Origin of the sequence: Stenotrophomonas sp. CASM114 (assembly GCF_049384325.1) — a bacterium.
GTDB lineage: Bacteria > Pseudomonadota > Gammaproteobacteria > Xanthomonadales > Xanthomonadaceae > Stenotrophomonas > Stenotrophomonas muris.
In genome coordinates, this window is sequence record NZ_JBMRGJ010000010.1 from 75,878 (window position 1) to 87,612 (window position 11,735).

The window sequence follows — 11,735 nt, forward strand, 5'->3', positions numbered from 1 at the left end:
AACAGCCGCCGCGGGGATCTGTCGGGGGTAGGGCGGTGTGGGTGGGCAGGACCGTTGGCGCCATGGATGGCGCCATCGAGCCCCCATGGACGGGTTTACGGCGTGTCCTGCCGGCCCACACCGCCCCGCCCAACCAGTAGAAAGCCAGAGCCGCTTTTGACGTTGCCGTTGCTGTTGCATTGAGCAGGTGCAGGGCAGCAAGCCCTGCCGAACCCCCCACTACGGTAGGGTGGGCCGATGCCGCGCTGCAGCTTGGCGTCGCCGCAGATTTGATTACACTTGAAACTTGTTTGCCCACGACTCCGGACACCCACCCATGAAGCTTGGTTCTTTGAAGGAAGGCGGCCGCGACGGCACCCTGATCGTCGTCTCGCGTGACCTGCGCCACGGCGTGCGCGCCACCGGCATTGCCGCCACCCTGCAGCAGGCCCTGGAGGACTGGAGCCACATCGCCCCGCGCCTGAACGCCCTGTACGAATCGCTCAACGCTGGCGATGCCGATGGCGTGTTCGACCTCGACCCGCAGGCACTGGCCGCGCCGATGCCGCGCGCCTATGAGTTCGTCGATGGCAGCGCCTACCTGCCGCACGTCGAGCGCGTGCGCCGTGCCCGTGGCGCCGAGGTGCCGGAGAGCTTCTACACCGATCCACTGATGTACCAGGCCACCAGCGCCGGCTTCTACGGCCCGCGCGATGCGGTCAAGGTGGTCAGCGAGGACTACGGCATCGACCTGGAAGCGGAGATCGTGGTGATCACCGACGACGTGCCGATGGCGGCGACCCCGGAACAGGCAGCCGGTCATATCCAGTTGGTCGGCCTGGTCAACGATGTCTCGCTGCGCAACCTGATCCCGGGCGAGCTGGCCAAGGGTTTCGGCTTCCTGCAGTCCAAGCCGCGCTCGGCGCTGTCGCCAGTGTTCGTCACCCCTGACGAGCTGGGCGCCGCGTGGCAGGACAGCAAGGTGCACCTGCCGCTGCTGACCCACATCAACGGCCAGTGGTTCGGTGCGCCGGAAGCGGGCGTGGACATGCAGTTCAATTTCGCCCAGCTGGTTTCGCATGCGGCCAAGACCCGTCCGCTGGTCGCCGGCACCATCGTCGGCTCGGGCACCATCGCCAACGAGGACACCAGCAAGGGTGCGTCGTGCTTCGCCGAGCAGCGCGTGGTCGAAACCCTGCGCGACGGCAAGCCGAGCACGCCGTTCATGTCGTTCGGCGACGTGGTCCGCATCGAGATGCTCGATGCCGCCGGTAACAGCATCTTCGGTGCGATCGAGCAGCGCATCGAACAGGCGGCCAGGCCCTGAGCATGGAGGCGGCCATGGAGATCCCGGTCGACGACGGCATCGTGCTGTACACCTACTGGCGATCCAGCGCCGCCTACCGCGTGCGCATCGGTCTGGAGCTGAAGGGCCTGGCCTGGGAGGCCCGGCCGGTGCATCTGGTGCGCGACGGTGGCGAGCAGCACCGGGATGCCTATCGGGCGCTCAACCCGCAGCAGCAGGTGCCAACCCTGCTGCATGAGGGGCATGTGCTGACCCAGTCGCTGGCGATCCTCGAATACCTGGACGAGCGCTTTCCGCAGGTACCGCTGCTGCCGGCCGACGCCGCCGGCCGCGCGCGGGTGCGGGCGCTGGCCCAGCTGGTGGCCTGCGACATCCACCCGATCAACAACCTGCGGGTGATGCAGTACCTGGAGCGCGATCTGCAGGTGCCGGCCGATGCGCGCACGCAGTGGACCCTGCACTGGATCGCCGAGGGCTTCGCGGCGATGGAAGCCCTGCTGGTCAACAGCCGTGACACCGGCGCCTTCTGCCATGGTGACCGTCCCGGCCTGGCCGATATCTGCCTGCTGCCGCAGCTGTACAACGCCCACCGCTTCGGCCTGGACCTGGCACCGTACCCGACCCTGCGCCGCATCGAAGCGGCCTGCCACGCAGTGGATGCCTTCGACCGCGCACGCCCGGAAAACCAGCCCGACGCCGCCTGAAAAAAAGGGGACGGAGGGGATTAAGTCGTATATGCACTTACGACTTAATCCCCTCCGTCCCCTTTCTGCCGCAAGCGGGCCAGGTCATCGCGGAACACCCGGTAGGCTTCCTCGCGGCGCGCATCGTCGGTCTGCCGCAACACCCATGCCGGGTGCACCGTGGCGTAGCCGCGCGTGCCGTCCTCGAGGGTGTGCCAGCGTCCGCGGTCGCGTGCGAGGTCGAAACCACGACCGAATACCGAGGCTGCCGCTGTCGCGCCCAGGCACACGATCACCTGGGGCCGCACACGTGCGATCTCACCCATCAGCCAGGGGCGGCAGGCCTGGATGTGGCGGCTTTCCGGCCGCTTGTGCAGCCGCACCTTGCCGCGCCGCTCATGGTGGAAGTGCTTCACCGCGTTGGTGAGGTACAGCTGGGCGCGATCGATTCCCAGTTCCGCCAGTGCGCGGTCCAGCACCTGGCCGGCAGGTCCTGCGAACGGCTGCCCGCGCAGATCCTCGGTATCACCGGGCTGCTCGCCGATCACCATCACCCGCGCATCGGCAGGCCCCTGCCCGAACACGGTCTGCGTGGCCTGCTCCCATAGCGGGCACTGGCGGCAGGCACTGGCCTGTCCGCGCAGATTGTCCAGGCTGCTGGCATCGGCTGCCGGCGCCGCAGCGTTCGCACGCGGGGGAATCCTGCGTTGCGGTGCCTGTGCCGGCCGGTCATGCATTTCCTGCACGCGGTCGGCCGCGTCGCGCACCAGGCGTGGCAGCAACTGTGCTTCAGGCAGGTGGCGCCAGTACTTGGCCGGCATCTCCTGCATCATCATCCGTGTGTTGAGTCGCGCCGGATTGAAGATGCTGGCGTAGTAGGTCTGCCACAGCGACTCGCGTGCATCCTCGGCCGGGGCATCTTCGCGCCGTGCACCGGGGCCGAAGGCAAGCGCCTGCCCATCCCAGGCGACGCTGCGCGAAGGGGTCAGGATCGCCCAGCGCATGCCGGTGAAGCGGCGCGCGAAGAACGGCGCGACCCGGTCGACGATGTGGTGCTGCGGCTCGAACCAGGCGATGAACGCATCAGGCTGGCCAGGTACCTCGCGGAAGCGCACGAATGCCTTCATCTTGTGCGTGTCACGGCGGACGGCCTGGGCGAGGGCTGTCGCGCGCAGGACATCGGCGTCGGCGGGGTTGCCCAGCACTGATCGCTCGCCATGGGCGATGCGCCACAGCAGGCGATACAGCACGGCCAGGCGCTGGGGATCGCGATGGCACAGGCAGGTGGCCGCCAGCTCCAGGAAGTCACGTGGAACGTTGGGTGCACCGGCCTCGGCAAGCATCGGCGCCTGCTGCATGGCCGGCGCATCCAGCAGTGACGTGTCACTCCCTTCCAGCCAGTCCAGCTGCGGCGGGGCAACGCCGCGCAGCAACGCTTCGCGCGCAGCATCGCGCCAGGCCTGCAGCGACCACGGCGGATCCACCCGCAGCGACCACCGCTGCGCGTCAGGACGCAGACGGGGCATCGAAAAGCGAACCCTGGCGCGGCGGCGGGGCCAGCTGCGCGCGCAGCGCCGCCGGATCATCCAGTGCTTTGCGCGGGTGATGGTCGGCCAGCAGCACGAACGGCAGCAGCTTGCTCATCGGTGCCTTCAGGCGCGCGATGTCGGCCACGCGCAGCCGCCCGTGGCGGCGTGCCATCAGCACGCGCTTGACGTTGCGCACGCCAAGGCCGGGCACGCGCAGCAGCATTTCTTTCGGTGCCCGGTTCAGATCGACCGGAAAGCGCTCGGGATGGCGGATCGCCCAGGCCATCTTGGGGTCGATATCCAGGTCGAGCATGCCGTCCTGGGTGGTATCGGTAATCTCCTCCACACCGTAACCGTAGAAGCGCAGCAGCCAGTCTGCCTGGTAAAGGCGATGTTCGCGCTGCAGCGGTGGCGGCTGCAGTGGCAGCTGCCGGCTGGCGTCCGGAATCGGGCTGAACGCGGAGTAGTAGACCCGGCGCATGCGGTAGTTGCCGTACAGACTGTCGGCGCTGGCCAGGATCTGCTGGTCGTTTGCCCCGTCCGCGCCGACGATCATCTGGGTGCTCTGCCCGGCCGGGGCGAAACGGGGAGGGCGCGGGCGAGCGCTGCGGCTGGCCGTCGGCGCCACCGCTGCGGGGGACTTGCGAGCCTCCTTGGCTTCCTCGATGCGCCAGCGCAGTTCGCCCATCGCGCCACGGATCGAGTGCACCGTCTTCTCCGGTGCCAAGGCGCTCAGGCCGGCTTCGGTCGGCAGTTCCACGTTGATGGACAGGCGGTCCGCATAGCGCCCGGCACTGGCCAGCAGTTCCGGCGAGGCCTCGGGAATGGTCTTGAGGTGGATGTAGCCGGCGTAGCGGTGTTCTTCGCGCAGCTGCCGGGCCACTTCCACCATCTGCTCCATGGTGTAGTCCGCATTGCGGATGATGCCGCTGGACAGGAACAGGCCCTCGATGTAGTTGCGCTTGTAGAAGTCCAGGGTGAGCGTGACCACCTCGTCCACGCTGAAACGCGCGCGGGCCACGTTGCTGGAGACCCGGTTCACGCAATAGGCGCAGTCGTAAATGCAGAAGTTGGTCAGCAGGATCTTCAGCAATGAAACGCAGCGGCCGTCGGGCGTGTAGCTGTGGCAGATGCCCATGCCCTCGGTACTGCCGATACCGCCACTGGCGCGCGAATCGCGTTTGCCCGAGCCGCTGGAGGCGCAGGACGCGTCGTATTTGGCGGCGTCGGCCAGAATGGCCAGCTTGCGGATGGTTTCCATTGAGGAAACCTACGGATGAGGGGTCTCATTGGATGAGACCGCCCATGAACGCTTCAGAAAAAAGGGGACGGAGGGGATTAAGTCGCAAATGCACAAACGACTTAATCCCCTCCGTCCCCTTTTTCGTGGGGTCAGAAGCCGTGGGTGATGCTGGGTGCGCCGGCCGAGAAATCGGCGTACGGGTCGTGCTCGCCGCTGCTGCCTTCGGACAAACGGAACTTCAGGGCCAGGCCATCGCGCGAGTCGGCCGCGCGCAGCGCTTCCTCCTGCTCGATGATGCCCGCCTTGGCCAGCCGGAACAGGCACTGGTCGAAGCTCTCCATGCCTTCTTCCAGCGAGCCTTCCATCGCCGCCTTGATCTCGTGCACCTGGCCGCGACGCAACAGGTCGCGGATCATCGGCGTATTGATCAGCACCTCGGTGGCCGGCAGGCGACGGCCCTCCTTGTTCTTCACCAGGCGCTGGCTGATCACCGCACGCAGGTTCAGCGCCAGGTTCATCAGCACGTTCTTGTGCGCGCTTTCCGGGAAGAAGTTGAGGATGCGCTCGATGGTCTGGTCGGCGTTGTTGGAGTGCAGGGTGGCCAGGCACAGGTGCCCGGTCTCGGCGAAGGCGATCGCCGCCTCCATCGTTTCCGCATCCAGGATTTCGCCGATCAGGATCACGTCCGGCGCTTCACGCATCGCGTTCTTCAGCGCGTTGTGGAAGGCGTGGGTGTCCAGGCCGACCTCGCGCTGGTTGACGATCGACATCTTGTGCTTGTGCAGGTACTCGATCGGATCCTCGATGGTGAGGATGTGACCGGTGGTGGTGCTGTTGCGGTGGTCGATCATCGACGCCAGCGAGGTGGACTTGCCGGAACCGGTGGACCCCACCACCAGCACCAGCCCGCGCGGGGTCATGATGACGTCCTTCAGCACCTGCGGCAGGTTCAGCTCCTCGATGCTCGGGATACGGCTGCGGATGGCGCGGATGACCATCCCGACCTCGCCCCGCTGCTTGAACACGTTGACGCGGAAGCGCCCGGCATCGGGCAGGGCGATGGCCATGTTGAGCTCCAGCTCGCGCTCGAACTGCGGCACCTGGCCTTCGTCCATCAGCGAGTAGGCGATTTTCTTGACCATGCCCGGCGGCAGGCCGGTGTTGCCCAGCGGATAGAGCTTCCCCTCGATCTTGATGTAGACCGGTGCCCCGGTGGTCAGAAACATGTCCGAAGCGTTCTTTTCGGTCATCAGCTTCAGGAAGTAGCCGATATCCATTGCGAATTTTCCCCAACGAAACGGCCGACGCCCGTTGCCAGCACGGTGTCGGCTTGACGACAATGGCCGTGAACCGACAACCGGTACGGCCTCCCCAATGAAACGACTTAGCTTCGCACGAATGCGCCATGGCCTGTATGTGATGGCGTTTGCATTCGCACTGTCTGCCCCCGCCTGGGCGCAGGACGCCGCCCTGGAACTGGCGCAGGCCCGGCAGGCGGTCGACAAGGCCACCCAGGCCGACGCCGACCAGTACGCCCCGGACCTGATCGGTCTGGCCCGGCAGGGGCTGGAGCAGGCCCAGCGCGCCGCCGGCGACCGCCGCGAACGGAAGAACGCCCCGGCGATGGCCCTGCGCGCCGCCGCCGATGCCGACCTGGCACGCGTCCGCAGCGAGGAAGCCACCGTCACCGCGCAGCTGCAGCTGCGCCGCAACGAGGTCAACCAGCTGCAACGCCAGCTGTCGACCGGGGAGGACCGCCGGTGAAGCCGATGACCGCCGCAACCCTGGCCGCGCTGCTGGCGCTGCCGACCCTGGCCGTGGCCGCCGACAACCCGATGGTGGCGCAGCTGAGCCAGCGCCTGATGGCCATCCAGGCCAACCCGGATACCGCTGAGCTGGGCGCCTTCGAGCGCATGCAGGCCCAGCAGGCCATCGCGACCCTGGACAAGGCCAAGCGCCGTGACCAGGAGCTGGCCACCTACCTGGCCGAGCGCCGGGTGGAGATTGCCGAGACGGCCGTGCGCACGGCGATGGCCGCGCGCGAGGTCGACCGCCTGGAGCGCACCCGCAGCGACCTGCTGATCGAGGCCAGCCGCCGCGACGCTGCCCGCGCCCGTCAGGAAGCCGAGCAGCTGCGCATGCAGGCGCAGATGCAGGCCGAGGAGGCCGAACGCCTGCGCCAGGCCGCCGAGGCCGAAACCCTGGCCCGCCAGGACGCCGAAAACGCCCTGACCAGCGTGGCCGGCAAGCAGCAGCAGCGGCTCAGCGCTGCCCAGCAGAACGCCGCCAAGCTGGCCCGTGAGGAGGCCGAGCTCGTCTCCGGGCAGAAACTGCCGGGTTCGAAGTTCGATGGGCGAGGCGAAGTCTTCACCTTCAGTGGCGACGCGTTCGCTGCAGGTGCCTCCAGCCTGTCCGGTGGGGCCCGCAACCAGGCCAAGGCGCTGGCCGAGTACCTGAACATCGGCAAGAAGGGCCGCCTGCGCATCGAGGCCTACGACAATGCCAACGGCGTGGGTCAGAAGCGGGCCGAAGCGCTGCGCGACGCCCTGGTCGCGGCTGGTGTCGCCAGCAACCGGATCCAGGTCAGCGGCAAGAAGGCAGCCTCCACCCGGGCCCGTTCGGCCGAGGTCATCATCGCCCCGTAATGCATTGATATTGTTTGTTTTTCGTTGCAATGAGCATTCAGCCTGAACCCCGCCCCGGCGGGGTTCGGTCTTTTTGACGCAGGGGTCTTGTACCCCGCCCTGAGCAGGCGTAGGGTCAATCGTCCGGGACGCAATGCCGCGGACCGGACGATGGGAGGGCCGGGCCGATGCAAGCAGGGCGCGAACCGCAGCAGATCGACGTGCGCAGGCCAGTGCCGCAGGTCGTTGCAGGCGTCCAGGTGGCCATCGGGCGGCGCTCCTCCATGAACAACGCCCCGTGCCTTGTGGCCGGGGCGTTCGTGTATCTGTCGAAGGAGGTCCATCATGTTTGAAGATCAGCCCCAGAGCGAGATCGACGCCCGTCGCGCGCGTGATCCGGAGTTCAGGGCACTCCATGACCAGCACCGCAAATTGAACAAGAAGTGCATGGACGCGGAGTTGGGTGTACTCCCGATCGATGATGTCACCCTGGGTCGCATGAAGCGTGAGAAGCTGCTGGCCAAGCAACGCCTTCTGCGAATGTACGAAACACCGCTCCCAACGACGTCCCCCACGCTTTGACGCACCCCGTCGCGCCCGGAACGGCGTGACCCGGCCATCGATGGTCCCGCCGGGCGACCCCCCCCGGCATCGCGGCACCGCCGATGAGGCGGCCGCGCCAAGGCATCACAGGCGGTGGTGCCTTGGCCAGCAGGCACAACTCACCGATGCGGGCGGTACCGGTCTCCTCGTCGATCCGGGGCCGCCCGCATCCCTTCATGGGGCAGGCGGGCGGCATGCCTGCACCGACCTGACATTCAGCGCCATCCGTCGGATAATCATCGGTCCGGCCCTGCGTGGCGCGAACCGAAAGTCCTCCGAATGCCCATCCATTCTTCCGTCCTCGAACTCATCGGCCAGACCCCGATCGTCAAGGCCCAGCGCCTGGACACCGGCGTCTGCGAGCTCTACCTGAAGCTGGAGAGCGCCAACCCGGGCGGATCGATCAAGGATCGCATCGGCCTGTCGATGATCGAGGCGGCGGAGCAGCGTGGTGACCTGAAGCCGGGGGCGACCCTGGTTGAAGGTACCGCCGGCAACACCGGCCTGGGCCTGGCGCTGGTGGCACAGCAGAAGGGCTACAAGCTGATCCTCGTCGTTCCCGATAAGATGAGCCGCGAGAAGATCTTCAACCTGAAGGCGATGGGCGCTGAAGTGCGCCTGACCCGTTCAGACGTCGCCAAGGGCCATCCGGAGTACTACCAGGACCTGGCCAAGACCATCGCCGAGCAGACCCCGGGCGCCTACTTCATCAACCAGTTCGGCAACCCGGACAACCCGGCCGCGCATGAGTTCGGCACCGGCCCGGAAATCCTCGAGCAGATGGGCGGTGACCTCGACGCCATCGTGTTCGGCTGCGGCAGCTCCGGCACCATGACCGGCCTGTCGCGCGCGTTCGCCAAGCTGTCGCCGAAGACCGAGCTGGTGCTGGCCGATCCGGTCGGCTCGATCCTGGCCGAATACATCAACGACGGCGTGCTCAACGACAAGTCGGGCAGCTGGCTGGTGGAAGGCATCGGCGAGGACTTCCTGCCCTCGATCTCCGACTTCAGCCGCGTCAAGAAGGCTTATGCGATCAGCGATGCCGAGAGCTTCCACACCGCGCGCGAGCTGCTGGGCAAGGAAGGCATCCTGGGCGGTTCGTCCACCGGCACCCTGCTGGCGGCGGCGCTGAAGTACTGCAAGGAGCAGACCACGCCGAAGAGGGTGCTGGTGCTGGTCTGCGATACCGGCAACAAGTACCTGTCGAAGATGTACAACGACTACTGGATGCTGGACAACGGCTTCCTGCAGCGCCCGCAGCACGGCGACCTGCGCGACCTGATCCTGCGCCCGTACGGCCAGCGCGACACCGTGGTGATCGGCCCGAACGACCTGCTGACCACCGCCTACCAGCGCATGAAGCTGTACGACGTCTCGCAGCTGCCGGTGATGGACGGCGAGAAGCTGGTCGGCATCGTCGACGAAAGCGACGTGCTGCTGCATGTCTATGGCGACGAGGCGCGCTTCCGCGACACCGTGGCCACCGCGATGGTCAGCAAGCTGGACCGGCTGGACGTGAAGTCGCCGATCGAGGCCCTGCTGCCGGTGTTCGACCGCGGCCAGGTGGCGATCGTGATGGACGGCGACGCCTTCCTCGGCCTGATCACCCGCATCGACCTGCTGAATTATCTGCGTCGGCGCGTTCAGTAAGGCGTTTATCGCCGCAGATCGCTGCTGAATCCCGGTTTATCCGCGTCAAAGCTCGTTAAGGCCGCGCTGATAGACTCCCGCTCCTTCGACGGCGCCGGTCATCGGCGCCAATCAGGAAACGACATGTCCAACGCTTCTTCCCCGGACCGCGCGCTGGCCCTGGCCACGCTGGCCATCCACGGCGGTCAGTCGCCCGACCCCAGCACCGGCGCGGTGATGCCGCCGATCTACGCCACTTCGACCTATGCCCAGTCCAGCCCGGGCGAGCATCAGGGCTTCGAGTACTCGCGTACCCACAACCCGACCCGGTTCGCCTATGAGCGCTGCGTGGCCTCGCTGGAAGGCGGTACCCGCGGCTTTGCCTTCGCTTCGGGCATGGCGGCCAGCTCGACCGTGATCGAGCTGCTCGACGCTGGCAGCCACGTGGTGGCGATGGACGACATCTACGGCGGCAGCTTCCGCCTGTTCGAGCGCGTGCGCCGCCGCACCGCCGGGCTGGACTTCAGCTTCGTCGACCTCACCGATCTGGCCGCATTCGAAGCCTCCATCACGTCGAAGACGAAGATGGTCTGGATCGAGACCCCGACCAACCCGATGCTGAAGATCGTCGACATCGCCGCGGTCGCCGCCATCGCCAAGCGCCATGGCCTGATCGTAGTGGTCGACAACACCTTCGCCTCGCCGATGCTGCAGCGTCCGCTGGAACTGGGCGCGGACCTGGTCCTGCATTCGGCCACCAAGTATCTCAATGGCCACTCGGACATGGTCGGTGGCATGGTCGTGGTCGGCGACAACGCCGAACTGGCCGAGCAGATGGCCTTCCTGCAGAACTCGGTGGGGGGCGTGCAGGGCCCATTTGACAGCTTCCTGGCCTTGCGCGGCCTGAAGACCCTGCCGCTGCGCATGAAGGCACACTGCGCCAACGCGCTGGCGCTGGCCCAATGGCTGGAAAAGCACCCGGCGGTGGAGAAGGTGATCTACCCGGGCCTGGCCTCGCACCCGCAGCATGAACTGGCCGGCAAGCAGATGGCCGGCTACGGCGGCATCGTCTCGATCGTGCTCAAGGGCGGGTTCGAGGCGGCCAAGCGCTTCTGCGAGAAGACCGAACTGTTCACCCTGGCCGAGTCGCTGGGCGGTGTTGAAAGCCTGGTCAACCATCCGGCGGTGATGACCCATGCCTCGATTCCGGTCGCGCGCCGCGAACAGCTGGGCATCAGCGATGCGCTGGTGCGGCTGAGCGTGGGCGTGGAGGAGCTGGGGGATCTGCAGGTGGATCTGGAGAGGGCACTTCAGTGACCGTCGGATTGTCCATGGTGTCTGACGCATGAGTGCCTCGAATCTGGCTGGTCTCATCTTCCAGCTCACCCGGCGTGAAGTCAGTGGCCGCTACAAGGGCTCAGTGCTCGGCTTGTTCTGGTCCTTCGTCAATCCGCTGTTGATGCTCAGCGTATACACGTTGTTCTTCTCGGTGATCCTGAAAGTTCGCTGGGGCGATCAGCCACAGCGTCAGGCGGATTTTGCGATCCTGTTGTTCGTCGGCCTGATCCTCCATGGATTCATCGCCGAATGCATCAACCGCGCGCCGGGATTGATCACGGGAAACGTCAACTACGTCAAGAAGGTCGTGTTCCCGATCGGCATTCTGCCGATCGTTTCCTGTTCATCGGCGCTGTTCCATTGGTTCATCAGTCTGAGCGTTCTGGCGCTTGCACTGGTGTTCGTTGGGAACGGTGTTCCGGTCACTTTTCCGTTGATTCTGGTAGTGATGGTCCCCCTGGTGCTGTATGCGCTGGGCATCAGCTGGATACTGGCGTCTGTGGGCGTTTACCTGAGGGACGTCAACCAGGTGGTGGGTGTTTTCTCGCAGATCCTGCTGTTCATTTCGCCAGTGTTCTTCCCGGTCACCAAGATTCCCGAGTACATCCGCCCGCTCTTCCTGGCCAATCCGCTTACGACGATCATCGAGCAGGCCCGTGCCGTCGCGGTGTTCGGTCAGCTGCCGGACTGGTGGCAGCTGGCGGGGCAGTTTGCTGCCGCGTCTGTGGTCTGCCTGCTGGGAATGGTCTGGTTCCGTCGCACCAAGTGTGGATTCGCTGATGTCCTTTAAGAAGGAGCTTG

Annotated in this window: 11 protein-coding genes; 8 read left to right on the forward strand and 3 right to left on the reverse strand. The window is 66.2% G+C overall.

Annotated elements, in window-relative coordinates; translation table 11 throughout:
* Positions 1–316 precede the first annotated feature (316 nt).
* Together VG566_RS11910 and maiA are read left to right on the forward strand one after the other, a co-directional pair.
* Entirely contained in the window at positions 317–1,306 is a 990-nt protein-coding gene (locus VG566_RS11910) for a fumarylacetoacetate hydrolase family protein (RefSeq protein ID WP_014645836.1), read from the forward strand.
* Between the two features lie 14 nt (positions 1,307–1,320).
* Entirely contained in the window at positions 1,321–1,989 is a 669-nt protein-coding gene (gene maiA, locus VG566_RS11915; protein WP_241884618.1) for a maleylacetoacetate isomerase, read from the forward strand.
* A gap of 44 nt (positions 1,990–2,033) precedes the next feature.
* Here the strand turns inward: maiA and VG566_RS11920 are convergent, their stop codons facing one another.
* From VG566_RS11920 to VG566_RS11930, 3 genes are all read right to left on the reverse strand, one after another.
* On the reverse strand, positions 2,034–3,494 hold the full coding sequence (locus VG566_RS11920) for a UdgX family uracil-DNA binding protein (protein ID WP_423172681.1): 1,461 nt from the start codon (positions 3,492–3,494) through the stop codon (positions 2,034–2,036).
* Positions 3,475–4,758, reverse strand: a complete 1,284-nt coding sequence (locus VG566_RS11925) for a putative DNA modification/repair radical SAM protein (protein WP_032957890.1) — start codon at positions 4,756–4,758, stop codon at positions 3,475–3,477. The genes VG566_RS11920 and VG566_RS11925 overlap by 20 nt, the downstream gene beginning before the upstream one ends.
* Before the next feature lie 131 nt (positions 4,759–4,889).
* Positions 4,890–6,017, reverse strand: coding sequence for a PilT/PilU family type 4a pilus ATPase (locus VG566_RS11930; protein WP_014645840.1), 1,128 nt, complete (start codon positions 6,015–6,017; stop codon positions 4,890–4,892).
* Positions 6,018–6,138: 121 nt separating this feature from the next.
* Between VG566_RS11930 and VG566_RS11935 the strand changes: the two genes are divergently transcribed.
* The 6 genes from VG566_RS11935 (at position 6,139) to VG566_RS11960 (ending at position 11,724) form a co-directional block, all read left to right on the forward strand.
* Positions 6,139–6,504 carry a DUF4398 domain-containing protein gene (locus VG566_RS11935; RefSeq protein WP_005415160.1) on the forward strand — a complete coding sequence of 122 codons (366 nt, stop codon included), beginning with the start codon at positions 6,139–6,141 and terminating at the stop codon, positions 6,502–6,504.
* The gene (locus tag VG566_RS11940; protein WP_197557137.1) at positions 6,501–7,385 is read left to right on the forward strand and encodes a hypothetical protein; all 885 of its coding nucleotides are present in this window, start codon (positions 6,501–6,503) and stop codon (positions 7,383–7,385) included. The genes VG566_RS11935 and VG566_RS11940 overlap by 4 nt, the downstream gene beginning before the upstream one ends.
* Positions 7,386–7,709: 324 nt before the next feature.
* A complete protein-coding gene (locus VG566_RS11945; protein ID WP_005407964.1) occupies positions 7,710–7,946 on the forward strand; it encodes a YdcH family protein in 237 nt (78 codons plus the stop codon).
* A gap of 300 nt (positions 7,947–8,246) precedes the next feature.
* Positions 8,247–9,617 (forward strand): pyridoxal-phosphate dependent enzyme, encoded by a 1,371-nt coding sequence (locus VG566_RS11950; RefSeq protein ID WP_014645842.1) that lies wholly within the window; start codon positions 8,247–8,249, stop codon positions 9,615–9,617.
* 123 nt (positions 9,618–9,740) lie between these two features.
* Positions 9,741–10,913, forward strand: a complete 1,173-nt coding sequence (locus VG566_RS11955) for a cystathionine gamma-synthase (RefSeq protein WP_053494788.1) — start codon at positions 9,741–9,743, stop codon at positions 10,911–10,913.
* Positions 10,914–10,941: 28 nt separating this feature from the next.
* Positions 10,942–11,724 (forward strand): ABC transporter permease, encoded by a 783-nt coding sequence (locus VG566_RS11960; protein ID WP_053494789.1) that lies wholly within the window; start codon positions 10,942–10,944, stop codon positions 11,722–11,724.
* The last annotated feature ends 11 nt before the right edge of the window (positions 11,725–11,735 follow it).

Coding starts and splice junctions, on each gene's coding strand:
- VG566_RS11910 (WP_014645836.1), top strand. CDS start 317: ATGAAGCTTGGTTCTTTGAAGGAAGGCGGCCGCGACGGCACCCTGATC.
- maiA (WP_241884618.1), top strand. CDS start 1,321: ATGGAGATCCCGGTCGACGACGGCATCGTGCTGTACACCTACTGGCGA.
- VG566_RS11920 (WP_423172681.1), bottom strand. CDS start 3,494: ATGCCCCGTCTGCGTCCTGACGCGCAGCGGTGGTCGCTGCGGGTGGAT.
- VG566_RS11925 (WP_032957890.1), bottom strand. CDS start 4,758: ATGGAAACCATCCGCAAGCTGGCCATTCTGGCCGACGCCGCCAAATAC.
- VG566_RS11930 (WP_014645840.1), bottom strand. CDS start 6,017: ATGGATATCGGCTACTTCCTGAAGCTGATGACCGAAAAGAACGCTTCG.
- VG566_RS11935 (WP_005415160.1), top strand. CDS start 6,139: ATGCGCCATGGCCTGTATGTGATGGCGTTTGCATTCGCACTGTCTGCC.
- VG566_RS11945 (WP_005407964.1), top strand. CDS start 7,710: ATGTTTGAAGATCAGCCCCAGAGCGAGATCGACGCCCGTCGCGCGCGT.
- VG566_RS11950 (WP_014645842.1), top strand. CDS start 8,247: ATGCCCATCCATTCTTCCGTCCTCGAACTCATCGGCCAGACCCCGATC.
- VG566_RS11955 (WP_053494788.1), top strand. CDS start 9,741: ATGTCCAACGCTTCTTCCCCGGACCGCGCGCTGGCCCTGGCCACGCTG.
- VG566_RS11960 (WP_053494789.1), top strand. CDS start 10,942: ATGAGTGCCTCGAATCTGGCTGGTCTCATCTTCCAGCTCACCCGGCGT.